The following is a 22,987-nucleotide window of genomic DNA, read 5'->3' on the forward strand; positions in this document are numbered from 1 at the left end:
CACATGGACGACATCGACCGCCGATTGCTGTCAGCGTTGCGCGACTGCGGCTCGGACCGGCGCGTGGCGGCGGCCGCGCGGGCGCTGTCCTGGGCCGGGGAGCACGGGGCGCTCTGGCTCGCGGCCGGGCTCGTGGGCGCCGCCGCCGACCGGGAGCGCCGCCCGGCCTGGCTGCGCGCCACGGCGCTGACCGCGGGCGCGCACCTGGCCAGCATGGGCGTGAAGCGCGTGGTGCGCAGGCCGCGGCCCGAGGCCGGCGCCGGGATCGAACCCCTGGTGCGCACGGCCGGCCGGCACTCCTTCCCCAGCTCCCACGCGGCCGCGGCGGCCGCCGCCGCGGTCGCCTACGGCGCGGTGCGGCCGGTGGGCGCGCACCTCGCGCCGCCGATCGCCGCCGTCATGTGCGTCTCGCGTCTGGTCGTCGGCGTGCACTACCCGTCCGACGTGGCGGCGGGCGCTGCCCTGGGGGCGCTGACCGCGCGGCTCGGGGCACGCTGGGCGGCGGCCGGGGGTGCGAGCCGATGACGGACGGCGCCAAGGGCGCGGCGGTCCTGGAACGGCCGCAGGAGGTGCGGCAGCGGGTCACGCCGCTCGGGCTGCCCGCGGGGCTGCTGCGCACCGCACGGCCCCGGCAGTGGGTGAAGAACGTACTCGTGGTCGCGGCCCCCGCCGCCGCGGGCGAGCTCTTCTCCCGGCACGCGCTGATCCAAGTACCGCTGGTCTTCTGCCTGTTCACCCTCGCCTCGGCGGCGGTGTACCTCATCAACGACGCGCGCGACGCCGAGGCCGACCGCGCGCACCCGGTGAAGCGGAACCGTCCGGTGGCCGCCGGGCAGGTCCCCGTGCCGGTCGCCTACGGAGCGGGCGCGGTCCTCGCCGCCCTCGCGCCCACCGTCGCGGCGGCGCTGTGCAACCCGATGACGGCGGCGCTGCTCACCGCGTACGTCGTCATGCAGCTCGCCTACTGCGTCAGCCTCAAGCACGTACTCGTCGTCGACCTGACCGTGGTCACCACCGGGTTCGTGATGCGGGCGATGATCGGCGGAGTCGCGCTCGGCATCCCGCTGTCGCGCTGGTTCCTGATCACCACCGGATTCGGCGCGCTGTTCATGGTCTCCGCGAAGCGGTACTCCGAGGCCGTGCAGATGGCGGACAAGGAGGGCGCCACGCGGGCCCTGCTCAACCAGTACACCACCGGATACCTGCGCTTCGTCTGGCAGTTGGCGGCCGGCGTCGCCGTGCTCGCCTACTGCCTGTGGGCGATGGAAGAAGGCGGCGTCGCCCGCGACAGCCTGCTGCCCTGGCGGCAGCTGTCGATGGTGGCGTTCATCCTCGCCGTGCTGCGCTACGCCGTCTTCGCCGACCGGGGCACGGCCGGCGAACCGGAGGACGTCGTGCTGCGCGACCGGGCCCTCGCCGTCATCGGCCTGATGTGGCTGGCCATGTACGGACTCGCGGTCGCCGACTGGTGAGGCGGCTGCGGGCACTGGGACCGGAGCTGGCCGCCTTCGCGGGGGTGGGGCTCTGCGCGTACGCCGCCGACCTCGGCCTGTTCCTGTGGCTGCGCGGCCCTGCGGGGTTCGACCCGCTCACAGCGAAGGCGATCTCCTTCGTGGCGGGCTGCTCGGTGGCGTACGCGGGCAACGCCCTCGGTACGTACCGGGGCGCTGCGCCGCAGGTCGCACGGCTGCGGCAGTACGGGGTCTTCTTCGCGGTGAACGTGGCGGGCGCGCTGGTGCAGTTGCTGTGCCTCGCCGTGTCGCACTACGGATTCGGGCTGACCTCGCGGCGCGCGGACACCGTATCCGGAGCGGGAGTCGGCATGGCACTGGCCACGGTGCTGCGGTTCTGGGGTACCAGGACCTTGGTCTTCCGTACGGGCACGATCCACATGACTCCGGTTGAAACGGTTGAAACGACCGACAAGGGCAGGCTTGGATCATGGACTGGCTGAAGAAGCTCCCCGTCGTCGGACCGCTCGTGAGCCGACTGATGCTGACGCACGCCTGGCGCGCCTACGAGCGGCTCGACGCGGTGCACTGGGCACGGCTCGCGGCGGCGATGACGTTCATCAGTTTCCTCGCGCTGTTCCCGCTGCTCACCGTGGCCGCCGCGGTCGCGGCGAGCACGCTGTCCACCGCGCAGCAGCACGAACTCCAGAACAAGATCAGCGACCAGGTGCCGGGGATCTCCGACCAGCTGGACATCCAGGCGCTGGTCGACAACGCGGGCACCATCGGTCTCGTCGCCGGCGCGCTGCTCCTGTTCACCGGCGTCGGCTGGGTCGGCTCGATGCGCGAGTGCCTGCGCGCCGTGTGGGAGCTGCCCGACCCCGAGGAGAGCCCGGTCCTGCGCAAGCTGAAGGACGCCGGTGTCCTGGTGGGTCTCGGAGGAGCGGGCCTCGCCTCGCTCGCGGCGTCCACGGTCGCCTCCACCGCGGTGGACGCCACCGCGGAGGGGCTCGGCCTCGACAAGAACGGCTGGGGCGGCTTCCTGCTCCAGGTGGCCGCCTTCGCGGTCGCGGTGCTCGCGGACTTCCTGGTGCTGCTCTACATCCTGACCCTGCTGCCCGGGGTGGCGCCCGAGCGCCGCGATCTGGTGACCGCGGCGCTCATCGGGGCCGCCGGGTTCGAGCTGCTGAAGATGCTGCTCGGCGGCTATATGAAGGGCGTCGCCGCGAAGAGCATGTACGGGGCGTTCGGCACGCCCGTCGCCCTGCTGCTGTGGATCAACTTCACGGCGAAACTCGTGCTGTTCTGCGCCGCCTGGTCGGCGACCGGGGTCAGGACCGCTTCTGAGCCGGCCACTTCTTCCGCACCACGAACACCGCCGCAGCCAGCACCACCAGCACCCCGCCCGTGATCGCCAGCGCGATCCCGACACCGCTGGAGCCGCCCGTCGAGGTGACCGCCGCCGCGTGCGCGTCGGGCTTGGCGGGACCCGCGTCACCCTTCGGCGCGGCCGAGCCCGACGGCTCGGCGGCCGTCTTCGCCAGCACGAGATGACCGACCGGGGAGACCTTGCCGTCGGCCTTGAAACCCCAGTCGAGCAGCCGGGCGGCCTCCTTGTAGACCGCGAAGGACTCCGTGGAGCTGGGGTTCATCACGGTGACGAGGAGCTTCTTGTCGCCGCGCTGGGCGACACCGGTGAAGGTCGCGCCCGCGTTCGTCGTGTTGCCGTTCTTGACGCCCGCGATGCCCTTGTACGGCGAGATGCCGTAGTCACCGGTGAGCAGCCGGTTGGTGTTCTGGATCTCGAACCGCTCGGTCGTCTTCCCCTTCTTCTGCTTCATGGGGAACTTGGCCCGCACCGTCGACGCGTACTCGCCGAAGTCCTCGTCGTGCAGACCGGAGCGGGCGAACAGCGTCAGGTCGTACGCGGACGAGGTCTGGCCCGGCATGTCGTAGCCGTCGGGGCTGACCACGTGCGTGTCGTGCGCCTGGAGCTCGTCCGCGTGGGCCTGCATGTCCTTCACGGTCTGCGGGACGCCGCCGTTCATCGCGGACAGCACGTGCACCGCGTCGTTGCCGGACTTCAGGAAGACGCCCAGCCACAGGTCGTGGACGGTGTACGTGAAGCCCTCCTTGACGCCGACGAGGCTGGAGCCCGCACCCATGCCCGCCAGATCGGAGGGGACGACCTTGTGCGTCGTCGTCTTCAGGAACTTGTGCATGAGCGTGTCCGCGAACAGCATCTTCAGGGTGCTCGCGGGCGGCAGCTTCCAGTGCGCGTTGTGCGAGGCCAGCACCTCGCCCGACTCGGCGTCGCTGACGATCCAGGACTTCGCGGTCAGGTCCTTGGGCAGGACCGGGGCGCCGCCGCCCAGATCCACCTGGGTGCCCGCCTCGGCGAGCCGGGCGCCACCGACGTCCGACATGGTCGCCGGGGGCTTGTCGTTCTTCTTGTCCGCGGCCGCCGCCGCGGGAGCGAGTCCCGCCAGCGTCAGGGCGCAGGCCGACAGGACGAGCGCGGATCTCGTCAGGTACGCGGACTTCTTCGGGTACGAGGTGACGTACGACTCATGGGCAGACACGGACGAGAACGTACAGGTACCCGGCCCGTAAGTCTCCGCCGAGGTGTCCTGTGTCCGCGCCGCCCCACCCCGGCGGCGGTGCGCGAGGCGCGCTGGCGATACTGAACCCATGAAGCTCAGTCGCCCCGTCTCCTGGTTCCTGCTCGCCTTCGGGGTGTGGTCATGGATCATCTGGGTCACTTTCGCCAAAAATCTCTGGAAGGACGGCAGCGGCCTCGCCTTCGACGACGCCGGGGATCCGACCGCGTACTTCTGGGTGCACCTGACCCTCGCGATCGTCTCCTTTGTCTTGGGGACGGCGGTCGGGGTGATCGGGTTCCGTGGTGTGCGGTCCTTGCGCAGCGCCCCGTAGCGGCGGCGGGTCATGATCGCCGTCATCGTCCTCGTCGTCGTCGCCGTGCTCGCGGCGTTCGCCGGGCTGCACTACTACGCGTACCGACGCCTGGTGCGCGCCACGACGGCCGGTCCGGGGTGGCCCAGACGGCTGGGCGCCGCGGTGTTCGTGGCCGGTCCCGTCCTGATGTTCGCGGCGCTGATCGCGGAGCGGGCCGGAGCGCCGTTCCTCCTGCAACGGGTGCTCGCCTGGCCGGGGTTCCTGTGGATGGCGTTCGCCCTCTACCTGCTGCTCGCGCTGCTGGTGGGGGAGGCCGTGCGGCCGCTGCTGGGACGGGTGCTCGACCGGAGGGCGCGGCGCACCGAGCCCGTCTCCGAGGCGCCCGAGCCGGAGCCGGAGGCCGCACCTGAATCTGCGGCCGCGCAGGAGCCGGCCCCCGCGCCCGTCGCCGCCCCCACCCGTCGCCTGGTCCTCGCCCGCACCGTGGGCGTCGCGTCCGCCGTCGCCGCCGCCGGGATCGTCGGCAACGGCGCCTACGGCGTGCTGCGCGGCCCGAAGGTGAAGCGCGTCACCGTCCCGCTGGCCAAACTCCCGCGCTCCGCCCACGGGTTCCGGATCGCCGTGGTCAGCGACGTGCACCTCGGTCCTGTACTCGGCCGGGGCTTCGCCGAGCGCGTGGTCGACATCGTCAACGGCACGCAGCCCGATCTGATCGCGGTCGTCGGCGACCTGGTCGACGGCAGCGTGGAGGATCTGGCGCCCGCCGTGGCGCCGCTCGCCCGCCTCCGCTCCCGGCACGGCACGTACTTCGTCACCGGCAACCACGAGTACTTCTCCGGCGCCGACCCGTGGGTGGCGCACGTCCGCGAGATCGGGATGCGGCCGCTGGCCAACGCCCGGGTGGAGATGGGCGCGTTCGACCTCGCCGGGGTCAACGACATCAGCGGCGAGAACTACGGCGAGGGCCCCGACTACGGCAAGGCGCTCGGCGACCGCGACACCTCCCGCGCCGCCGTGCTCCTCGCCCACCAGCCCGTGATGATCCACGAGGCCGTCGAGCACGGCGTCGACCTCCAGCTCTCCGGGCACACCCACGGCGGACAGCTGTGGCCGGGCAACTTCGTCGCCGCCGCGTCCAATCCGACCCTCGCGGGCCTGGACACCTACGGCGACACCCAGCTCTACGTCAGCCGGGGCGCCGGAGCCTGGGGGCCGCCGGTGCGGGTCGGGGCGCCGTCCGACATCACGGTCGTCGAACTGGCGTCGCGTCAGGCGTGAGCCCGGGCCGCCTGACCGAATACCGACGCGCTGTCGGTGACGGTAGTGACACTCAGCGTGTTCATGCCGCAGCATCTTGTGTCGCAACTGTGTTCACGATGTGGGTGAACAGAGAAAGTAGTTCCGGCGACAACTGAGAAGTGAGGTGGCTACGTGTGTTGCGGCGCAGTGCGTTCAGTCTGCCCCGGCACCCTGCCTCGGTGGGTCTCGCGCGGCTACGGGTGCGCGATCACCTCGCGGTCTGGGGGCACACGGGACCGGCTGAGGCGCTGGACACCGCGATTCTGCTCGTGTCCGAACTGGCGACGAACGCCGTGCGGCACGGTCCCGTGCTGGAGCGTGAGTTCGAGGTCGCGGTGACGGTGCTCGCGGACGGCTCGTGCTTCATCGAGGTGTCCGACGCGTCGTCGGTCGACCCCGAGGTGAGGCCTCCGCGTACGGCCGACGACGAGAACGGTCGGGGGCTTCATCTGGTCGATGCGCTTGCCGAGGCCTGGGGTGTGTGGCATCGCGGCCGCTACGGCAAGACGGTCTGGGCCCTGGTCCGTTCCTGACCGGCCCCCCAATGGAGCGGGGCCTGGCCCCTGCCCTCTCCCGCTTCCTCCCGCCTGCGGCCCGGTGGGGGCTGTTCGCGCAGTTCCCCGCGCCCCTGGGCAGTTCTTCATCTGCGGCCCGGTGGCCGCTTCTCGCGCAGTTCCCCGCGCCCCTGAGATGCGCACTTCGTGCGCCATCTCATCAGAGCCACGCCACCCACCCTTCAGATGAGGCGCACCCCGTCCTTCAGGAGAGCCGCGCCGCCCACCCTTCAGGTGAGGCGCGCCCCATCCCTCAGGAGAGAAGCGCCACCGTCCCTTCAGGAGAGGCGCGCGAAGCGCTGCCTCAGGGGGAGGCTGCGCGCAGCGCATGCCTCAGGGGCGCGGGGAACTGCGCGAGAAGAGGCCACCGGCCGTCAGTCGACGACGTTCCCAGGGGCGCGGGGAACTGCGCGAGAAGCGGCCACCGGCCCGCACCCGAACGACGACCCGAAAAGGGGCGCGGGGAACTGCGCGATCAGCCACGACGGACCCGCACTCGGCGACGCACCGGCACCGCCCCTACGCGCGCCGCCGCCCGCCGGGCCCCCGCCGCCGACGCAGCGCCATCAACCCCCCACCCGCCAGCGCAGCCACCGCGGCGGATCCCCCGAGCGCCCACCCCTCCCGGTGCTCGACGGACCCACCGCCCGCCGCAGGCGCCCCCGCGACGGGCGACGCCGACTGTCGCGGCTGCTCGCTCAGCGGCACGACCAGTTCCCCGACCGCGCTCACCTTGTCCCCGGCCCTGAACCCCCAGTCGAGCAGCGACGCCGTCTCCTCGTAGACCTCGGCCCCGGACCCGGGATGCATGACGGTGACGAGGAGCGTGCGCCCGTCGCGGGTGGCGGCGCCGGTGAAGGTGTTGCCCGCGTTCGTGGTGTAGCCGTTCTTGACGCCGATCAGACCCTCGTACGGGGCGACCCCCTGCCCGGTCAGCAGACGGTCGGTGTTCTGGATCTGGAAGGTCTTGGAGCCGCCCGCGGGGAAATCGGCGACGCGCGTACCGCAGTAGCCGCGGAAGTCGTCGTTCTTCAGGCCCGCGCGCGCGAAGAGCGTGAGGTCGTACGCGGACGAGAGCTGCCCCTTGTGGTCGAAGCCGTCGGGGCTGACGACATGGGTGTCGTTCGCCTGGAGGTCCTCGGCGCGGGCCTGCATCTGCGCGACGGTCTGCTCGACGCCGCCGTTCATGTGGGCGAGGACGTGCACGGCGTCGTTGCCGGAGCGCAGGAACACGCCCTGCCACAGCTGGTGGACGGTGTACGTGGTGCCGGCCTGGATGCCGACGAGGCTGGACCCGTACGGGATTCCGGCCAGGTCCTCGGCGGTCACCTTGTGCTTGTCGGTGCTGTCGAACTTCGGCAGGACGGTGTCCGCGAAGAGCATCTTCAGGGTGGAGGCGGGAGCCAGCGCCTTGTGCGCGTTGTAGGAGGCCAGCACCTCGCCGCTGTCGTTGTCGGCGACGAGCCACGCGCGGGCCTTGAGGCCCGGCGGCTTCGCGGCACCGGCACCGCGCCGCACCTGCACCCCGGACGCCCCGAGCCGCGCACCCCCCACGACCGCGGCGGCCGACGCGCGCTGCGCGGGCAGGGTGAGAGCGGCGGCCGCTCCGATGCCGAGGCCGAGCGCGGCGCGACGGCTGAACGGGGAGGACGGCGAGGCTTGCGAGGACATGGCTGTGCCGGGCATCCCGCGAAGGTACAGCTCAAAGCTGAGGTAAAGGTAAGAGGGGTCGGTCTACGGGGTGTACGGGGATCACGGCGCCTTCGGCCGGGTCATCCCCGGCAGGAAGTCGGTGAACAGCTCGTGCACCTCGAGGACGAGCGGCCGCAGCACCCGGAACCGGGCGAGCGCCACGCCCCGGGTCGTCAGCCGCGCGCCCCGGCCGGCGAGGCGCCGGCTGCGCTCCCGCCCCTCCGAGGAGTCGAAGACCCAGTACAGGACGAGCCCCATCTGCGACAGCCACATCAACTCCGGGAGGATCTCCGCGAGTTCGGCCGGCACCTTCGACTTCGAACCGGCGAGCACCTCCCGGTGCACGGAGATCGCCGCCTGCCGCGCGTGCTCCGACTCGGGCGAGAACGGGCTGAGCGGCGACTCCGGATCGGCCGCGTTCTTGAAGAACTGCGCCGCGAACTCGTGGTACGGCTCCGCGATCTCCAGCCAGACGCCGAGCACCCCCGCGAGCCGCTTCTCCAGATCGGTCTCCGTGTCGAGCACGGACCGGACCGCCGCCTGGTGCTCGGCGGCGATCCGGTCGTAGAACCCCTGGATGAGGTGTTCCTTGCCCGCGAAGTAGTAGTACGCGTTGCCGACCGAGACCCCGGCCTCCTGGGCGATCGCCCGCATCGTGGTCTTGTCGTAGCCCCGCTCCCGGAACAGCCGCATCGCGGTCTCCAGGATCAGCGCCCGCGTCTGCTCGCTCTTCACGGTCTTCTCTGCTGCCACGCCGTCGAGCCTAATCGGCCGTACGGCAGCCGCTGTCGCAGCCCGCCGCCGGTGCCGCCGGCTCCTCCCCGTACCCGTGGGCCTCGTGGAACCAGCCGTCCTTCGGGTCGTACCGCCAGCCGTCCGACCGCCGGTACGCCCCGCCCCCGGCCTGCGGACCCCACTGGGCCTCCCGGTACCTGGCGGCCCCGAGCACCACCTGCTTGGCGACCTTCATCCCCGCGGGCGTCGCCATCCGGTGGGCGGTGGGCCGGTACTCGCGCAGCGCCCACATGCACACGATCCAGGCGGCCGGACCCCGGTAGATCTGCCCGCCGTCGGCGATCACGGTGATGTCGCTGAGCGTGGCCGCGTGATCGAGGTCCGGGAAGAGCGCCCGGGCCCGGGAGTGTCCGGCCGGGACCAGATCGAGCGGCACCAGCTGACGCTGCTTCAGCAGCCAGTTCCTTACGAAGGTGCACAGGCGGCACTCGGCGTCGTACAGCACCGTGAGCCGGCGGACCGGGACGTCCCCCCGGGCGCCCCGGTCCGCCTTCCCCGATTCCCCCGCGACTCCCACCGCACTCACAGCCCGGCCGCCGGAGCGGCCCACCCCTGCGGCGGGACCGGCGGCAGCTGCTCACGCTCCATGAGACCGCGCCGCCGGATCTTGTTGAGGACGTAGACGTTCCCCAGGTGCATCACGCCGAGCACGAGCAGCACGACGCCGAGCTTGGTCGAGAGGGCCTCGAAGACCTCGCGGGTGCTGGCGATCGTGTCGTCGCCGCTCAGATACAGGGCCACGAAGCCGAGGTTCACCAGATAGAAGCCGACCACCAGCAGATGGTTGACGGCGTCGGCCAGCTTCTCGTTGCCGTGCAGGACGTCCGAGAGAAAGACCCGGCCGTTACGGCTCAGGGTGCGCGCCACCCAGACGGTCAGCCCGATGCTGACGACGAGGTAGACGACGTACGCGACGACTGTGAGGTCCATGCCCCACCCTCCTTGAACGCGTTCAAAAACGCTGACAGGGATGAATGTAGCCCTGTTTTTGAACACGTTCAAGCGGGAGTCGTCCTACGGGACCGGACGTGACGGGAGTCTCACGCGCGCCTCAACTGCGGGCCAGCTCAGGGCGCTTGAGGTAGTCGGTGAACCCGATGACGTTGCCCCACGGGTCGGCGAACTCGACGACGTATCCGGTGGAGGTGGAGAAGGGCGCGTCGAGGAGCTCGATCCCGGCCGCGGTCAGCCGCTCGCCCGCGGCCCGCGCGTCGCCCACCTCCAGCCACAGCCGCGCCGCGGGCCACGCGGGGGAGCGCCGCCCGAACTCCTCCTCGGCGCGCAGCAGCAGCCCCGGGGTCTCCTTGCCGACGCCGAGCAGGGCGATGCCCGCCTCGTCGAACCGCACCTTCACGGGGAATCCGGCGCGCTCGTAGAAGGCGACGGCCTCGGGCAGGTCGCCGACGGGGAGCAGGGCGTTGTCGAAGCCGAGGACGTCCAGTCGATTGTCATGTGACATTCCGTCAGATTAACCGTCGAGTCGGGCAAAAGCCGTGCAGTGCGGACCGGGTGATTGTCAGTGGCGGCCCGTACGGTCCTGGACATGGGGACAGTGACGTTCGTCGACGAGACGACAGCAGGGGACAGGGACACGGCCTTCGGCCTGGAGATAACCGAGGAGCGGCTCACCGTGGGGGAGCTGATCCGGCGGCGGGTCTTCCAGGAGGTCGCGGAGTTCAACGCGCGATCGCAGGCCCAGGTCTTCCAGGGCCTGGTCCAGCCGGAGAACACGGAGCGGGTGCTGAACGGGTACGCGCTGCGCACCCCCCGCCGCATCGACCCCGAGATCCAGGCCGCCCGAGCCCTCAAGGCCTTCGGGGGGAACGGCTTCCTGGTGCTGGTCGGCGATCGCCAGTTCACGGACCCGGACGAGGAGATCGACCTCGCGCTCGGCACCGAGGTCACGTTCCTGAAGCTCGTCGCGCTGGTGGGTGGCTGACCGTGCAGATGCCGATCCGCCTGGGCAGGGTGCGGGACCACGCGGCCGCGGGGGACGCCGCCGCGCTCGCCCGCGAGACGCTGGACGCGGCGACGACCAGAGAGGGGCACAGCGCGGACGTGTGGAACCGGATCGTCGCGTTCGTGGAGACGCTCGACACCGCACTGCGGACCCGCGTCGCCCGCGAACTGGCCCCGCTGCTCCCGGAGCACCGCGCCGACGAGCACGCCAGCCCGCAGACACTGCGGCTGGTGACCACCGTGGGCGCGGACCTGGACGGTGACCCGCTCGCGGCCGAGCGGAGGGCCGAGCTGGAGCGCTTCGGCCTGGAGACCGCGGTGTCGTACGGGAACGGTGTGGCGGCGGTCGCCGAGGCCGAGCTCGCCGCGGGGCGCACCCTGTCCCCGCCCGTCGTGGCGTACGTACGCCGATGCGCCCTGGAGGCCTACGGAGACCGGGAGATGACAGCCTTGGCCAGAAAACTGACGGACCCGGTGCTGAGCGTGGGGGAGCAGTGGGCCGAGCGCGCCCTGGCCCACGCCGGCGACGACGACGCCTGGCGGGCGCTGCTCGCCCACGCCGCGACCGCGACCTCGGCCAAGCCCACCGCCAAGTGGGACAAGGCCGCGCTCGCCGCCATCGAGCCGCTGGGCCCCGACGCCGTGCGGACGGCGGTGCTCGACTGGCTGCCGCTCGTCGGCCGGCCCCGCACGTTCCAGCTCGCCACCTTCCGGTACGGGCCGGACGCGAACCTCATGTTCGACCCGTACAACGCCAACGCGCTGCGCGGGCTCACCTGGATCCTCGCCCTGCTCCCCGCCCACCCGGACACCGCCCGCGCGCTCGGCGCACTCGTCGAGACCGCGCTCAAGAAGGTCCCGGGACTCGGCCCGGTCAACCCGAAGGTGGCGAACGCGGGGGTCAACGCGCTGGGACGGATCGACGGCGAGGCCGCCCTCGCCGAGCTGGCCCGGCTGGCCACCCGCCTCACCTACAAGGCCACCGTCAAGCTCCTGGAGGCCGCCCTCGACGCCCGCGCGAGCGCGCTGGGCCTGAGCCGCGAGGAGATCGAGGAGCTGGCCGTCCCGGCCTACGGGCTCACCGAGGTCGGCCGCACCGAGCTTCGACTGGGCGATGTCACGGCCCGGCTGGAGGTGCGCGGCACCAGGGCCGTCCTCGGCTGGGTGAGCGCCACCGGCAAGACGGTGAAGTCCGTGCCCGCCGCCGTCCGCCGCGACCACGCGGACGAGCTGAAGGAGCTGAAGGCGGCCGTCAAGGACATCGACAAGATGCTCAGCGCCCAGGTGGAGCGCCTCGACCGGCAGTTCCTCGCCCGCCGCACCTGGTCCTACGCCGCCTGGCGCGAGCGCTACATCGACCACCCGCTGGTCGGCACCCTCGCCCGCCGCCTGCTGTGGACCGTGGACGGCACCACGGTCGGCTTCGCCGACGGGGAGCTGCGCACCCTCACCGACGCCCCGGTCACCACCGGCGCCGAGATCACCCTCTGGCACCCCGTCGGCCGCGACCCCGCCGAGGTCGTCGCCTGGCGGGACTGGCTGGAGCGGCACACCGTCACCCAGCCGTTCAAGCAGGCCCACCGCGAGGTGTACCTGCTGACCGACGCCGAGCGGGCCACGGGCACGTACTCGAACCGGTTCGCGGCGCACATCGTCCGCCAGCACCAGTTCCACTCCCTCGCCGCGGTCCGCGGCTGGCGCAACAAGCTGCGGCTGAGCGTGGACGACGAAGCACCGCCCGCGACCCGCGAACTGCCGCAGTGGGGCCTGCGCGCCGAGTACTGGATCGAGGGCGAGGGGGAGGAGTACGGCGTCGACACCACCGAGTCGGGCAGCTATCTGCGACTGCGCACCGACCAGGTCCGCTTCTACCCGATCGACGCCCCGGAGAACTCGGCGCACTGCTGCGGCGGCGAGTACCGGATGTGGCTGCGCGGCGGCCAGGACCCCGTCGAGCCGCTGCCGCTGAGCGGGATACCGCCGCTGGCGCTCTCCGAAGTGCTGCGCGACGTCGACCTGTTCGTCGGCGTGGCGAGCGTCGGCAACGACCCGACGTGGCAGGACGGCGGCCCCGGCGGCCGGTTCCGGGAGTACTGGGCCTCGTACGGCTTCGGTGAGCTGAACCAGAGCGCCGAGACCCGCCGCGCCCTCCTGGAGCGGCTCGTGCCGCGCCTGGCGATCGCCGACCGCTGCCACCTCGAAGGGCGCTTCCTGCACGTCAAGGGCGAGCTGCACACGTACAAGATCCATCTGGGCTCGGGCAACATCCTGATGACGCCCAACGACCAGTACCTGTGCATCGTGCCGAAGTCCGGCGGCGCGGGCGCCGACCCCGGCTACATGCCCTTCGAGGGCGACCGGGTGCTGGCCGTCGTCCTCAGCAAGGCGCTGCTGCTCGCTGAGGACACGAAGATCACCGATCCGACGATCGTGAGCCAGATAGGCGGCGCGACCCGGCGGTGAAAAGGCGTGGGCCCCGCTCCCACGGGGGGAGCGGGGCCCACGGCCTCGCAGGTACGACCGGAAGGTCAGTAGCGGCGCGTGATCAGCGCGCGCTTCACTTCCTGGATCGCCTTGGTGACCTCGATGCCACGCGGGCAGGCGTCCGTGCAGTTGAAGGTCGTGCGGCAGCGCCACACACCGTCACGGTCGTTGAGGATCTCCAGGCGCTGCTCCCCGGCCTCGTCGCGCGAGTCGAAGATGAAGCGGTGGGCGTTCACGATGGCGGCCGGACCGAAGTACTGGCCGTCGTTCCAGAACACCGGGCAGGACGACGTGCACGCGGCGCACAGGATGCACTTGGTGGTGTCGTCGAACCGCTCGCGGTCCTCGGCGGACTGCAGACGCTCACGCGTCGGCTCGTTCCCCTTGGTGACCAGGAACGGCATGACGTCGCGGTACGCCTGGAAGAACGGGTCCATGTCGACCACGAGGTCCTTCAGCACGGTGAGGCCCTTGATGGCCTCGACCGTGATCGGCTTCTCGGGGTTGATGTCCTTGATGAGCGTCTTGCAGGCAAGGCGGTTCTTGCCGTTGATGCGCATCGCGTCGGACCCGCAGATGCCGTGCGCGCAGGACCGGCGGAAGGTCAGCGACCCGTCCAGGTCCCACTTGATCTTGTGGAGGGCGTCGAGGACGCGCTCCTTCGGGTCGATGTCGAGCTGGAAGTCTTCCCAGGTCGACTCGGCCGAGACCTCCGGGTTGAACCGGCGGACCCGGAAGGTGACCGTGATGAGGTGCGAGCCGTTGTCCGCCTCGAGCGCCTCGAGCTTGTCCATGGTCGGAGTAGCCATCAGTACTTACGCTCCATCGGCTGGTAGCGGGTCTGGACGACCGGCTTGTAGTCGAGACGGATCGTCTCCGTGCCGTCGTCGCCGACCTCGCGGTACGCCATGGTGTGGCGCATGAAGTTGACGTCGTCGCGATTCGGGAAGTCCTCGCGGTAGTGACCGCCGCGGGACTCCTTGCGGGCGAGCGCGCTGGTCGCCATGACCTCGGCCAGGTCGAGCAGGTTGCCCAGCTCGATGGCCTCCAGGAGGTCGGTGTTGAAGCGGCGGCCCTTGTCCTGGATCGACACGTTGCGGTAGCGCTCGCGCAGCTCGGCGATCTTCTCGACGGCCGTCTTGATCGTCTGCTCGGTGCGGAACACCATCACGTTGGCGTCCATGCACTCCTGCAGCTCGTTGCGCAGGACCGCGACGCGCTCGGTGCCCGTGGAGTCGCGCAGGTGCTCGACCAGCTCCTCCACCAGGGACGCCGGGTTCTCCGGCAGCTCGACGAAGTCGGCCGTGTGGGAGTACTCGGCGGCGGCGATGCCCGCGCGCTTGCCGAACACGTTGATGTCCAGCAGCGAGTTGGTGCCCAGGCGGTTGGCGCCGTGCACCGAGACGCAGGCGACCTCACCGGCGGCGTACAGACCGGGAACGACGGTGGTGTTGTCCGCGAGGACCTCACCCTCGACGTTCGTCGGGATGCCGCCCATGGCGTAGTGCGCGGTCGGCTGGATCGGGATCGGGTCCGTGTAGGGCTCGATGCCGAGGTACGTGCGCGCGAACTCCGTGATGTCCGGGAGCTTGGCGTCGAGCTGCTCCGGCGGGAGGTGCGTGAGGTCGAGGTAGACGTGGTCGCCCTCGGGACCGCAGCCGCGGCCCTCACGGATCTCCGTGTAGATGGAGCGCGAGACGACGTCACGGGACGCGAGGTCCTTCATGACCGGCGCGTACTTCTCCATGAAGCGCTCGCCGTCCTTGTTGCGGAGGATGCCGCCCTCACCGCGGGCGCCCTCCGTCAGCAGGATGCCCATGCGCCAGATGCCGGTCGGGTGGAACTGGAAGAACTCCATGTCCTCCAGCGGGATCCCGCGCCGGTAGCAGGCGGCCTGGCCGTCGCCGGTCAGCGTGTGCGCGTTCGACGTCACCTTGAAGAACTTGCCGGTGCCGCCGGAGGCGTAGATGACCGCCTTCGCCTGGAAGATGTGGATCTCGCCGGTGGCCAGCTCGTAGGCGACCACACCGGCGGACTTCTTGACCCCGTCGACCTCGACGATCAGCTGGTCCAGGACGTAGAACTCGTTGAAGAACTCCACGCCCTCCTTCACGCAGTTCTGGTACAGCGTCTGAAGGATCATGTGGCCCGTGCGGTCCGCGGCGTAGCAGGACCGGCGCACCGGCGCCTCACCGTGGTTACGGGAGTGACCGCCGAAGCGGCGCTGGTCGATCGTGCCGTCCGGCGTGCGGTTGAACGGCAGGCCCATCTTCTCCAGGTCGAGGACCGAGTCGATGGCCTCCTTCGCCAGGATCTCGGCGGCGTCCTGGTCGACCAGGTAGTCGCCGCCCTTGATCGTGTCGAAGGTGTGCCACTCCCAGTTGTCCTCTTCCACGTTGGCGAGCGCGGCGGCCATGCCGCCCTGCGCGGCGCCCGTGTGGGAGCGGGTGGGGTAGAGCTTGGTCAGCACGGCGGTGCGGCTGCGCTTCGTCGACTCGATGGCCGCGCGCATGCCCGCGCCGCCGGCGCCGACGATGACGGTGTCGTACTTGTGAATCTTCACGATTTCGCTCGCCTCGGCTTAACGGATGTTGGGGTCGAAGGTGAAGATCACCAGCGTGCCCAGCAGGACGGTGAAGACCGTCGCGGCGTACAGCAGGCCCTTCAGCCACATACGGGTGGTGGGGCGCTCGGCGTAGTCGTTGATGACGGTACGCAGGCCGTTGGCGCCGTGCAGCATCGCGAGCCACAGCATCAGCAGGTCCCAGCCCTGCCAGAACGGGGACGCCCAGCGGCCCGCCACGAAGGCGAAACCGATCTTGGAGACGCCGCCGTCGAGCACCAGCTGGATCAGCAGGTGGCCGAGGACCAGCACGACCAGGACGACACCCGAAAGGCGCATGAACAGCCAGGCGGCCATCTCGAAGTTGCCGCGCGTGGAGCGCGGGGTCTTCGAGGTGCGCTTGCGCGGGGCCTCGATGAACGGCGCGGGGTTGTCGACGTCGTAGAGCGAGACGCCCTCGACAGGGCCGACGCCGGAGGTGGTGTCAGTGGACATGTCTGGCCTCAGCTCCCGAAGAGTTCACGGACGGCGTGGCCGAGGACGGGGTACAGGGCCCCGACCATCAGAACGAGCCAGATGCCCACGACGGTCCAGAGCATCTGCTTCTGGTAGCGCGGGCCCTTCGACCAGAAGTCGACGGCGATGACACGCAGGCCGTTGAGCGCGTGGAAGAGGATGGCGGCGACGAGGCCGTACTCGAGGAGAGCGACGATCGGCGTCTTGTAGGTGGAGACAACATCGTCGTACGACTCGGGGGAGACGCGGACGAGAGCGGTGTCCAGGACGTGTACGAACAGGAAGAAGAAAATGAGGACACCGGTGACTCGATGAGCCACCCACGACCACATGCCTTCCCGGCCGCGGTACAGCGTTCCAGCCGGCACGGAAGAACCCTCCGGGAGCGGGGACTGAGGGCCGCGCCGGCTTCGGTGTCGGTCGGGCCCGGCCGGGTACGGTCCACCGGCCGCTCGTCATCGTATCGACGAGTTGTCGGCTCGCTCGCCCGGGGGCCTTCGGTGTGATCAAACAGGCAATCAAACAGGCACGTACGGGCTATTGCCGACGCTTTCCCGGTGTGCCGTGCCCGGGCCCGTGCGCAGGGCGGCCGGGATATTCGGGCGTTCCGGAAGGTCCAGGAGGTTCGGGAAGTTCCGGACCAGGCGGACGATGCGTCCCCGGGCGAGTCGCCGCAGTTCGTCGGCGGCGACGACACGCTCCTCCTCCCGGTCGTTGCCCAGACGGTCGCGCAGGGCGCTCAGCAGGTGGTCGAGGGCCTCGTCGGGCGCGGTCTCGTCCAGGCAGACGACGAACGTGTGCCCGAAGCGGTCCTGGTAGGCGGCGTGCGCCGCGCCGAGCGCGGTGTGCGCGGCCGAGTAGACGGCGGCGACGGGCGGCAGCGGCAGGCTCTCGCGGGCCAGGGCCTCGGTGATGTCGGCCGGCGCCAGGTCGTACGACGCCTCGTCGGCCGCCGCGAGCAGCGCGTCGAGGTCCGGGTACGGCCGGTGGGCGGCGAGCCGGCGCGCCCAGGCGTGACTGGCGCAGCAGGTGCGCAGCGCCTGCTCGGCGGCCTGCCGCGGCAGTGCGTTGAGCCGGGTGAGTCCCTCGTGCGGTGTGACCTGAGCCGGTATGGGCAAGCGGTCGGAAGCGTGAGGGGGGCGGTGCGCGGACAGCGGGTGCCTCCGGCGGCTGGATCGGTGGTGCGGGTGCGGGTGCGGGGTTTGTTTGTGGCGCAACGGTATCGATGGCTGATTGCGGGTGTCCGACGCTTGCGCGAATTTCACCCGGACGGGGAGTTTGATGTCCTGAAGTGGACGGGCGGGGTCCCCATGGGTCTGCGCCCGGGCGCCGTGGCGCCCACGATGAGTCTGCGACCGCGGGCCGAGTGCGGCCGGTCGCGCCCCGCGGCGGAGCCGCTGGTACATGCAGCCCCGCGCCCCCTTCGGGGCGCAGAACGGAGCCGGAACGTATGGAGAAGGAGCGGAAGGTCCTGCTGGCGGGGGCCGTGGTGGTCGCCGCCGGGGCCGTGGCCGTCACCGCGGTGGTGTGGCCCGACGGCGGCGGCGACGGTGACGGCGGCGTCGCGGCGCGGGAGTCCTCCGCGTCCTCGTCGTCCCCGTCGCCCAGCCGGTCCTATCCGCTGTCCACGCCCCCGCGCACGATCCCCGCGGTACGGGACTTCACCCCGGCGCACGGGCCGGGGTGGAAGCCGGACGGCGGGCGGGTCGTCGTGGCGGACGCCGCGCTGGCCGACGAGGGGCGGCTGATCGCGCGGGAGCTGGACCTGAGCTACGCGGGTGAGGGGAAGAAGGCGGGCCCGGGCGATGTGGAGCTGGCGCTCGGCGGGGCGTCCGGCGCGGGCGCGGAGTCGTACCGGATGACGGTCGCGGACGGGCGGGTGCGGATCGTCGGGCCGCGGGACGCCGGGGTGTTCTACGGCACGCGCACCCTCAAGCAGGAGGTGCACGACGGGGGCACCGCGCCCGAGGGCGTCGTCGCGGACGAACCGGCCAAACCGCAGCGCGGGTTCAGCCTCGACATCGCGCGCAAGCACTTCACGGCCGGCTGGATCGAGGACCGGATCCGGGAGCTCGGCGACCTGAAGTTCAACCAGCTCGGGCTGCACTTCTCGGACGACCAGTCCTTCAGCATCGAGTCCGACTCGCACCCCGAGATCGTCTCCTCCGAGCACCTGACCAAGGCGCAGGTGCGCAAGATCCTGGCGCTCGCCGACGAGCGGCACGTCACCGTCGTGCCGGAGATCGACTCGCCGGGACACCTGGGCGCCGTCATCAGGGCCCACCCAGACCTCCAGCTGCGCGACGTGGGCGGCGTGGCCACGCGGGGCGCGATCGACATCTCCAAGCCGGCCGCGGCGGACATCGTCGACGACCTGCTGAAGGAGTACGCGGGCCTGTTCAAGGGCGCCTACTGGCACCTGGGCGGCGACGAGTACCAGGCGCTGACCCGGACCAGCCCGGAGGCGTCCTTCCCGCAGCTGGCGCGCGCCGCCCGCGAGAAGTACGGGGCGAACGCGCGCGTGCAGGACCTCGCCCAGGGCTGGCTGAACGACCGCGCCGCGACGATGAAGCCCTTCGACCGCAGCCTCAAGGCGTGGAACGACGGGTTCTTCACCGGCGGGGTCGTCGAGGCCGACCGGAACCTTGAGGTCGCGTACTGGACCGGCAAGGAGATCGGGGCGCGCGACCCCGTCTCCTATCTGAGCGCCGGACGGAAGATGACCAACTACAACGACGAGTACCTCTACTACGTCCTCGGCCAGCCCAACACCTTCGTCTACCCGACCGGCGAGCGCATCTACGAGAGCTGGACCCCGCTGGTGGTGCGCGGCACGCGCCCGGTCCCCGAGAAGTACGACGACCAGATCCTCGGCGGCTCCTTCGCCGTGTGGTGCGACCTCGCCGGGTCCCAGACGCAGGAGCAGGTCGCGCGGGGGATCCGGCTGCCGCTGCGGGCGACGGTGCAGAAGCTGTGGGACCCGGAGCGGCCCGAGCTGACCTGGACACAGTTCAAGGAACTGGCCGACCGGCTGGACGGCTGAGTACGAGCTGTCCCAGTTTGCGTTTCGGGTGGCGAAGTCCCTTACGGCTGTGGTCTATTCGCCCAGAGCCGCGAAGTGAAGTGCAGAAGCACAGCAGCACAGAAGAACAGCAGCACAGAAGAACATCGGGACGGGGGCACGGGATGGGCTACTGGGGTTATTACGTGGTGGCCAGAAGCGAACGGCCGCTCAAGGAACTCGACGCCCTGGGCGGTGTGCGCGACGCGCTGACGCTCCTTGAGGAGCGGGCCGGGGGCTGGCAGGTCTGGGAGTGCCCCGGCGGCGGTGCCGACGGGGAGCAGGCGCCCGACCCGGGCAGCATGAACACCCTCGCGGCCGAGACGGGCGCGCCCGCGCTGTTCGCCTACGTCATGGACAGCAGGTGCGCCGTCGTGGAGGCCGCGGGGCCGCGGAGCGGGGCCTGGACGACCTGTCTGGGGCGGACCGCGATGGCGCGCTACATCGGCGGCGACGAACTCGCCCTGGAGGACTACTTCCTGCCGCCCGACGACGCCGCCGAGCGCGCCGTCGCCTGGGCCGCCGAGGGCGGGCGGACCGTCGAGGGCGGGCCGCTCCTCGACGTGCTGCGCGCCCAGGCCGAGCCGTCGGCGGAGGAACTGTTCTTCCGGTTCCTCGACCGGCTCGGCGTCGTCGCGATGTGACGTTCCTGCCGGCCGTGACGCAGTACATCCCGTAAGCGCCGAAGGGGATTTCCGGGTTCAGGTCTGGGAGGCGTACGTCCGTGAGTCTGGTGGAACTGATCGCGCGGGCCGACGCTCGCGGACTCGCCGCGAGCGGCCTCGGCTGTCTCGACCGCTGTGTGCCGTTGCTCGGCGGCCCGGACGAGGACGTGCTGCGCCCGCTGTGGACGAGCCTCGCCGACGACGGGGCGGGCTGGGGTGAGCATCTCGCGAAGGCCCGCGGGGCGCTCGGTACGGCACCGTACGGCGGCTCCGGCGGCTCCGGCGGCTCCGACGGGTCCGGGGCGGCGGCGCTGGTGCGGCGGATGCTGGACGCGGCGCCCGGGGACAGTGCGGCGGACGGGCTGCGGGGCTGGGCCGACGCCTGCTCCGTGGCCGCGCTCCAGGTGCACCGGCTGCTCGACACGGTCCAGGACGCGGAGGCCGGGGTCGCGGCGCGCCGCGAGGGCCGCACGGAGGGCATGTCCCCGCTGGTCGCGGCCGAACTCCGGCGCCAGACAACGGTCCTGGAGCTGCTGACGACGAGCGGCGCGGGCGGTCTGCGCCAGGCGCTCGACGTGTCCGTGGAGGGACGCAAGGTGCTGCGCGCCGTCGTGGCCCGCCGCGCCAGGTCCCAGAACTGACCCGACACGCGGCCCGGACCCGGCCGCCCCCTCCTGCGGCCGGGGCCGTGCCCGTGGGAGGTAGTGAGTAACCCATCCGCGGGGCGCGGCGCAAGCAGGGGCGCATTTCGGGCGCCGGTACGGACCCGGCCGTGCGAGGAGTCAGGCGGGGCTGCCGAGCCAGCGGGTCAGCGCCTCCAGGAGTCCGTCGGTCGCGTCCGTGTCCGCCGCCCATGCCACGCATCCGTCGGGCCGCACGAACAGGGCCGCCAGTTCGGGGCAGGAGGTATCTGGGAGACAGGCCCTGGGCGTCGTACGGACGGTGAGGCGGTCGGTGTCGTGTCCGGCGGCGCACTTCCGCAGGTCGGCCGAGTCCGCCAGGTCGAGCAGGAGAGCCCTGCCCGTGTGCAGATGGTCGGCGAGGCGGGTGCCGTCGGCGAGTTGGAGGTCGGGGGCGCTGCGGCCGACGAGCGGGTGACCGGACGCGTCCGGCAGGGCGAGGCGCTGCTGGACGCCGGAGATCTTCTTGACGAAGTGCGTGGTGCCGGTGACGGTGCCGATCAGATCGGTGACGACGGCGCGCAGCGCGCGGGCCTGCGGCTCGGGGCGCATGACGGCGATCTGGGCGCGCGTCCAGTCGAGCACCCAGGCTCCGATGGGGTGCCGCTCGGTGGTGTAGGTGTCGAGCAGGCCCGCGGGGGCCGTGCCGCGGATCGTCGCCGCCAGCTTCCAGCCCAGGTTCATGGCGTCGCCGATGCCGAGGTTGAGGCCCTGGCCGCCGAAGGGGGAGTGGACGTGCGCCGCGTCCCCCGCGAGCAGGACGCGGCCCTTGCGGTAGGTGGTGGCCTGGCGGGCGTTGTCGGTGAAGCGGGTGGCGGTGCGGAGGGCGGTCACGGTGACGTCGGCCCCGGTGACACGCCGGATGCTCGCCGTCAACTCCGCTTCCGTCACCGGGGATCGGCGGTCGTCCGGCGGGCCGTCGAACTCCACGGTGAGGATGCGTCCCGGCATCGGTCCGAACGCGTACACCCCGGTGTCGGTGCTGTGCCAGCCCGGTTCGAGGTCCTCGGTGCCGGTCATCTCGGCGAGCGCCTGGTGCCCGGTGATCTCCGGCTCTGTGCCCGGGAACTCGAACCCGGCGAGCTTGCGCACCAGGCTGCGGCCGCCGTCGCAGCCCACGAGCCAGGAGGCGCGCAGCGCGGACCCGCCGGAGGTGTGGACGGTCACGCCGTCCGCGTCCTGCTGATGACCCGTCAACTCCGTTCCCCTGTGGATGATGACGCCCAGCTCGGCGGCGCGTGCGGCGAGAAGCTCCTCCAGCTGCGCCTGTCCGATCAGCCCGAGTCCGTCGGCCGGCCCCTTGCCGGCGAAGTCCGGGTCGTCCGCGTCGAGCAGGTCGGCGTCGAGCGGGATCCCGGCGAAGTGCCCGGCGAACTTGGGCGGGATCTTCACCGGTGACTTCGCCGCGGCGCCCTGGAACGCCTTGAGCCGTTCCAGGGCCTGCTGTTGCAGCTCGCTGATCGCGGTCAGGAATCCACGTCGGTAGAGCGCCTCGGCGCTGGGGGAGTTGATGGCCCCCGCCTTGATGGTGGTGTCGATCTCGGTGAGCCGCTCCAGTACGGCGACCGAGGCCCCGCCGAGCTTCAACTCGCAGGCGAGCAGCAGCCCTACGGGCCCGCCGCCGCACACCACTACGTCCACGTGCTCTCGCTTCGCGTCCATGAAGTTCACTATAGTCACTAAAACTTTGTAGTGGCTATAGTGGTTTTCATGGCGAGCTTGCGTGAGCGGAAGAAGAACCAGACCCGGCAGCACATCGCCGACACGGCGACGCTGATGTTCAAGGAGCGCGGCTTCGACGCGGTGACCGTCGCCGACGTCGCCCGGGAGGCCGGGGTGTCGACGATGACGGTCTTCAACCACTTCCCGCGCAAGGAGGAGCTGCTGCTCGACCGCATTCCGGAGGCGGTACGGCTGGTGACACAGGCAGTGGAAGGGCGGGCCGAGGGCGAGACGCCGGTCGCCGCGCTGCGCCGCCTGATGCTCGAACTCGTCGACCAGCGGCATCCGTTGGGCGCCATCGGCGACACCTTCGTCTGGCTGTGGCGGATCGTGCTCGACTCGGCGTCGTTGCGGGCCCGGGCGCGGGAGGCGGTGGAGGAGGTCGAGGACGTGCTCGCGGGGCTGCTCGCGGAGGCCGGGGAGCCGGAGCCGCGGCTGGCGGCGGCGTTCGTGGTGGCCGGGTGCCGGGTGGCCTATATGGGCGCCGCGGGGCGGCAGTTGGCGGGAGAGCGGGCCGCGGATGTGGCGGGGGAGCACCGGGCGCGGGTGGCGGAGGTGTTCGACGCGGTGGAGCGGGCGGTGGGCGGCTGAAACGGCTCGCGCCGTGCCGCTCCCCGGGGTCCGGGGAGC

The 22,987-nt window shown here is 71.4% G+C and carries 25 protein-coding genes; 13 read left to right on the forward strand and 12 right to left on the reverse strand.

The genetic code is table 11. The features are described from left to right. Window positions 1-3 precede the first annotated feature (3 nt). From ACFVDP_RS11715 to ACFVDP_RS11730, 4 genes are read left to right on the forward strand one after another with little or no spacing between them, the layout of a single operon-like run. A complete protein-coding gene (locus tag ACFVDP_RS11715) occupies window positions 4-525 on the forward strand; it encodes a phosphatase PAP2 family protein (protein ID WP_383487041.1) in 522 nt (173 codons plus the stop codon). Further along, window positions 522-1,472, forward strand: coding sequence for a decaprenyl-phosphate phosphoribosyltransferase (locus tag ACFVDP_RS11720; protein WP_383487043.1), 951 nt, complete (start codon window positions 522-524; stop codon window positions 1,470-1,472). The genes ACFVDP_RS11715 and ACFVDP_RS11720 overlap by 4 nt, the downstream gene beginning before the upstream one ends. Continuing rightward, window positions 1,469-1,954 (forward strand): GtrA family protein, encoded by a 486-nt coding sequence (locus tag ACFVDP_RS11725; RefSeq protein ID WP_383487046.1) that lies wholly within the window; start codon window positions 1,469-1,471, stop codon window positions 1,952-1,954. The genes ACFVDP_RS11720 and ACFVDP_RS11725 overlap by 4 nt, the downstream gene beginning before the upstream one ends. After that, window positions 1,942-2,862, forward strand: coding sequence for a YihY/virulence factor BrkB family protein (locus ACFVDP_RS11730; RefSeq protein WP_383487049.1), 921 nt, complete (start codon window positions 1,942-1,944; stop codon window positions 2,860-2,862). The genes ACFVDP_RS11725 and ACFVDP_RS11730 overlap by 13 nt, the downstream gene beginning before the upstream one ends. Here the strand turns inward: ACFVDP_RS11730 and ACFVDP_RS11735 are convergent. Further along, window positions 2,783-4,033 carry a D-alanyl-D-alanine carboxypeptidase family protein gene (locus tag ACFVDP_RS11735; RefSeq protein ID WP_383487052.1) on the reverse strand — a complete coding sequence of 417 codons (1,251 nt, stop codon included), beginning with the start codon at window positions 4,031-4,033 and terminating at the stop codon, window positions 2,783-2,785. The genes ACFVDP_RS11730 and ACFVDP_RS11735 overlap by 80 nt on opposite strands. Before the next feature lie 109 nt (window positions 4,034-4,142). Between ACFVDP_RS11735 and ACFVDP_RS11740 the strand changes: the two genes are divergently transcribed. The 3 genes from ACFVDP_RS11740 (at window position 4,143) to ACFVDP_RS11750 (ending at window position 6,199) form a co-directional block, all read left to right on the forward strand. Further along, a complete protein-coding gene (locus ACFVDP_RS11740) occupies window positions 4,143-4,385 on the forward strand; it encodes an SCO4848 family membrane protein (RefSeq protein WP_383487055.1) in 243 nt (80 codons plus the stop codon). 12 nt (window positions 4,386-4,397) lie between these two features. Beyond that, window positions 4,398-5,645 carry a metallophosphoesterase gene (locus tag ACFVDP_RS11745; RefSeq protein WP_383487058.1) on the forward strand — a complete coding sequence of 416 codons (1,248 nt, stop codon included), beginning with the start codon at window positions 4,398-4,400 and terminating at the stop codon, window positions 5,643-5,645. A 155-nt stretch (window positions 5,646-5,800) separates the two neighbouring features. Beyond that, window positions 5,801-6,199, forward strand: coding sequence for an ATP-binding protein (locus ACFVDP_RS11750; RefSeq protein ID WP_383487061.1), 399 nt, complete (start codon window positions 5,801-5,803; stop codon window positions 6,197-6,199). A 540-nt stretch (window positions 6,200-6,739) separates the two neighbouring features. On the opposite strand, the gene ACFVDP_RS11755 is transcribed toward ACFVDP_RS11750, so the two are convergent. The 5 genes from ACFVDP_RS11755 to ACFVDP_RS11775 form a co-directional block, all read right to left on the reverse strand. Further along, on the reverse strand, window positions 6,740-7,906 hold the full coding sequence (locus ACFVDP_RS11755; RefSeq protein WP_383487064.1) for a D-alanyl-D-alanine carboxypeptidase family protein: 1,167 nt from the start codon (window positions 7,904-7,906) through the stop codon (window positions 6,740-6,742). Window positions 7,907-7,972: 66 nt separating this feature from the next. After that, window positions 7,973-8,605 (reverse strand): TetR/AcrR family transcriptional regulator, encoded by a 633-nt coding sequence (locus ACFVDP_RS11760; protein ID WP_383487354.1) that lies wholly within the window; start codon window positions 8,603-8,605, stop codon window positions 7,973-7,975. 70 nt (window positions 8,606-8,675) lie between these two features. Beyond that, complete coding sequence (locus ACFVDP_RS11765; protein ID WP_383487357.1) at window positions 8,676-9,224, reverse strand: thiol-disulfide oxidoreductase DCC family protein; 549 nt, start codon at window positions 9,222-9,224, stop codon at window positions 8,676-8,678. Window positions 9,225-9,229: 5 nt separating this feature from the next. Beyond that, a complete protein-coding gene (locus tag ACFVDP_RS11770) occupies window positions 9,230-9,637 on the reverse strand; it encodes a hypothetical protein (protein WP_383487067.1) in 408 nt (135 codons plus the stop codon). A 121-nt stretch (window positions 9,638-9,758) separates the two neighbouring features. Beyond that, entirely contained in the window at window positions 9,759-10,166 is a 408-nt protein-coding gene (locus ACFVDP_RS11775; protein ID WP_383487070.1) for a VOC family protein, read from the reverse strand. Between the two features lie 84 nt (window positions 10,167-10,250). On the opposite strand from ACFVDP_RS11775, the gene ACFVDP_RS11780 reads away from it, so the two are divergent. Together ACFVDP_RS11780 and ACFVDP_RS11785 are read left to right on the forward strand one after the other, a co-directional pair. Continuing rightward, the gene (locus ACFVDP_RS11780; RefSeq protein WP_383487073.1) at window positions 10,251-10,646 is read left to right on the forward strand and encodes a hypothetical protein; all 396 of its coding nucleotides are present in this window, start codon (window positions 10,251-10,253) and stop codon (window positions 10,644-10,646) included. 8 nt (window positions 10,647-10,654) lie between these two features. Continuing rightward, on the forward strand, window positions 10,655-13,129 hold the full coding sequence (locus tag ACFVDP_RS11785; protein WP_383487359.1) for a DUF4132 domain-containing protein: 2,475 nt from the start codon (window positions 10,655-10,657) through the stop codon (window positions 13,127-13,129). 65 nt (window positions 13,130-13,194) lie between these two features. Here the strand turns inward: ACFVDP_RS11785 and ACFVDP_RS11790 are convergent, their stop codons facing one another. From ACFVDP_RS11790 to ACFVDP_RS11810, 5 genes are all read right to left on the reverse strand, one after another. Then, on the reverse strand, window positions 13,195-13,959 hold the full coding sequence (locus tag ACFVDP_RS11790) for a succinate dehydrogenase iron-sulfur subunit (protein ID WP_383487076.1): 765 nt from the start codon (window positions 13,957-13,959) through the stop codon (window positions 13,195-13,197). Continuing rightward, a complete protein-coding gene (sdhA, locus tag ACFVDP_RS11795) occupies window positions 13,959-15,713 on the reverse strand; it encodes a succinate dehydrogenase flavoprotein subunit (RefSeq protein ID WP_383487079.1) in 1,755 nt (584 codons plus the stop codon). The genes ACFVDP_RS11790 and sdhA overlap by 1 nt, the downstream gene beginning before the upstream one ends. An 18-nt stretch (window positions 15,714-15,731) precedes the next feature. Continuing rightward, a complete protein-coding gene (locus ACFVDP_RS11800) occupies window positions 15,732-16,208 on the reverse strand; it encodes a succinate dehydrogenase hydrophobic membrane anchor subunit (protein ID WP_351448935.1) in 477 nt (158 codons plus the stop codon). 8 nt (window positions 16,209-16,216) lie between these two features. Further along, complete coding sequence (gene sdhC / locus ACFVDP_RS11805; RefSeq protein WP_383487083.1) at window positions 16,217-16,597, reverse strand: succinate dehydrogenase, cytochrome b556 subunit; 381 nt, start codon at window positions 16,595-16,597, stop codon at window positions 16,217-16,219. Between the two features lie 150 nt (window positions 16,598-16,747). After that, window positions 16,748-17,347, reverse strand: coding sequence for a 2-oxo-4-hydroxy-4-carboxy-5-ureidoimidazoline decarboxylase (locus tag ACFVDP_RS11810; RefSeq protein WP_383487086.1), 600 nt, complete (start codon window positions 17,345-17,347; stop codon window positions 16,748-16,750). Window positions 17,348-17,679: 332 nt separating this feature from the next. On the opposite strand from ACFVDP_RS11810, the gene ACFVDP_RS11815 reads away from it, so the two are divergent. From ACFVDP_RS11815 to ACFVDP_RS11825, 3 genes are all read left to right on the forward strand, one after another. Beyond that, complete coding sequence (locus ACFVDP_RS11815; protein ID WP_383487089.1) at window positions 17,680-19,272, forward strand: glycoside hydrolase family 20 protein; 1,593 nt, start codon at window positions 17,680-17,682, stop codon at window positions 19,270-19,272. Between the two features lie 143 nt (window positions 19,273-19,415). Continuing rightward, window positions 19,416-19,934 carry a hypothetical protein gene (locus ACFVDP_RS11820; protein ID WP_383487092.1) on the forward strand — a complete coding sequence of 173 codons (519 nt, stop codon included), beginning with the start codon at window positions 19,416-19,418 and terminating at the stop codon, window positions 19,932-19,934. Between the two features lie 80 nt (window positions 19,935-20,014). Continuing rightward, entirely contained in the window at window positions 20,015-20,596 is a 582-nt protein-coding gene (locus ACFVDP_RS11825) for a hypothetical protein (protein ID WP_383487095.1), read from the forward strand. 141 nt (window positions 20,597-20,737) lie between these two features. On the opposite strand, the gene ACFVDP_RS11830 is transcribed toward ACFVDP_RS11825, so the two are convergent. After that, on the reverse strand, window positions 20,738-22,297 hold the full coding sequence (locus ACFVDP_RS11830) for an FAD-dependent oxidoreductase (RefSeq protein WP_383487097.1): 1,560 nt from the start codon (window positions 22,295-22,297) through the stop codon (window positions 20,738-20,740). A gap of 48 nt (window positions 22,298-22,345) precedes the next feature. On the opposite strand from ACFVDP_RS11830, the gene ACFVDP_RS11835 reads away from it, so the two are divergent. Beyond that, complete coding sequence (locus ACFVDP_RS11835; protein ID WP_383487100.1) at window positions 22,346-22,948, forward strand: TetR/AcrR family transcriptional regulator; 603 nt, start codon at window positions 22,346-22,348, stop codon at window positions 22,946-22,948. Window positions 22,949-22,987 lie beyond the last annotated feature (39 nt).

This window comes from Streptomyces sp. NPDC057694 (assembly GCF_042799415.1).
Taxonomy (GTDB): Bacteria; Actinomycetota; Actinomycetes; order Streptomycetales; family Streptomycetaceae; genus Streptomyces.

What these genes read in the sequence shown, in the direction of transcription:
- ACFVDP_RS11800 (WP_351448935.1), bottom strand. Translation starts at nt 16,208, where the DNA reads ATGTCCACTGACACCACCTCCGGCGTCGGCCCTGTCGAGGGCGTCTCG.
- ACFVDP_RS11775 (WP_383487070.1), bottom strand. Translation starts at nt 10,166, where the DNA reads ATGTCACATGACAATCGACTGGACGTCCTCGGCTTCGACAACGCCCTG.
- ACFVDP_RS11815 (WP_383487089.1), top strand. Translation starts at nt 17,680, where the DNA reads ATGGAGAAGGAGCGGAAGGTCCTGCTGGCGGGGGCCGTGGTGGTCGCC.
- ACFVDP_RS11785 (WP_383487359.1), top strand. Translation starts at nt 10,655, where the DNA reads ATGCCGATCCGCCTGGGCAGGGTGCGGGACCACGCGGCCGCGGGGGAC.
- ACFVDP_RS11835 (WP_383487100.1), top strand. Translation starts at nt 22,346, where the DNA reads ATGGCGAGCTTGCGTGAGCGGAAGAAGAACCAGACCCGGCAGCACATC.
- ACFVDP_RS11745 (WP_383487058.1), top strand. Translation starts at nt 4,398, where the DNA reads ATGATCGCCGTCATCGTCCTCGTCGTCGTCGCCGTGCTCGCGGCGTTC.
- ACFVDP_RS11780 (WP_383487073.1), top strand. Translation starts at nt 10,251, where the DNA reads ATGGGGACAGTGACGTTCGTCGACGAGACGACAGCAGGGGACAGGGAC.
- ACFVDP_RS11715 (WP_383487041.1), top strand. Translation starts at nt 4, where the DNA reads ATGGACGACATCGACCGCCGATTGCTGTCAGCGTTGCGCGACTGCGGC.
- ACFVDP_RS11770 (WP_383487067.1), bottom strand. Translation starts at nt 9,637, where the DNA reads ATGGACCTCACAGTCGTCGCGTACGTCGTCTACCTCGTCGTCAGCATC.
- ACFVDP_RS11755 (WP_383487064.1), bottom strand. Translation starts at nt 7,906, where the DNA reads ATGCCCGGCACAGCCATGTCCTCGCAAGCCTCGCCGTCCTCCCCGTTC.
- ACFVDP_RS11740 (WP_383487055.1), top strand. Translation starts at nt 4,143, where the DNA reads ATGAAGCTCAGTCGCCCCGTCTCCTGGTTCCTGCTCGCCTTCGGGGTG.
- ACFVDP_RS11760 (WP_383487354.1), bottom strand. Translation starts at nt 8,605, where the DNA reads ATGCGGCTGTTCCGGGAGCGGGGCTACGACAAGACCACGATGCGGGCG.
- ACFVDP_RS11730 (WP_383487049.1), top strand. Translation starts at nt 1,942, where the DNA reads ATGGACTGGCTGAAGAAGCTCCCCGTCGTCGGACCGCTCGTGAGCCGA.
- ACFVDP_RS11720 (WP_383487043.1), top strand. Translation starts at nt 522, where the DNA reads ATGACGGACGGCGCCAAGGGCGCGGCGGTCCTGGAACGGCCGCAGGAG.
- ACFVDP_RS11820 (WP_383487092.1), top strand. Translation starts at nt 19,416, where the DNA reads ATGGGCTACTGGGGTTATTACGTGGTGGCCAGAAGCGAACGGCCGCTC.
- ACFVDP_RS11830 (WP_383487097.1), bottom strand. Translation starts at nt 22,297, where the DNA reads ATGGACGCGAAGCGAGAGCACGTGGACGTAGTGGTGTGCGGCGGCGGG.
- ACFVDP_RS11790 (WP_383487076.1), bottom strand. Translation starts at nt 13,959, where the DNA reads ATGGCTACTCCGACCATGGACAAGCTCGAGGCGCTCGAGGCGGACAAC.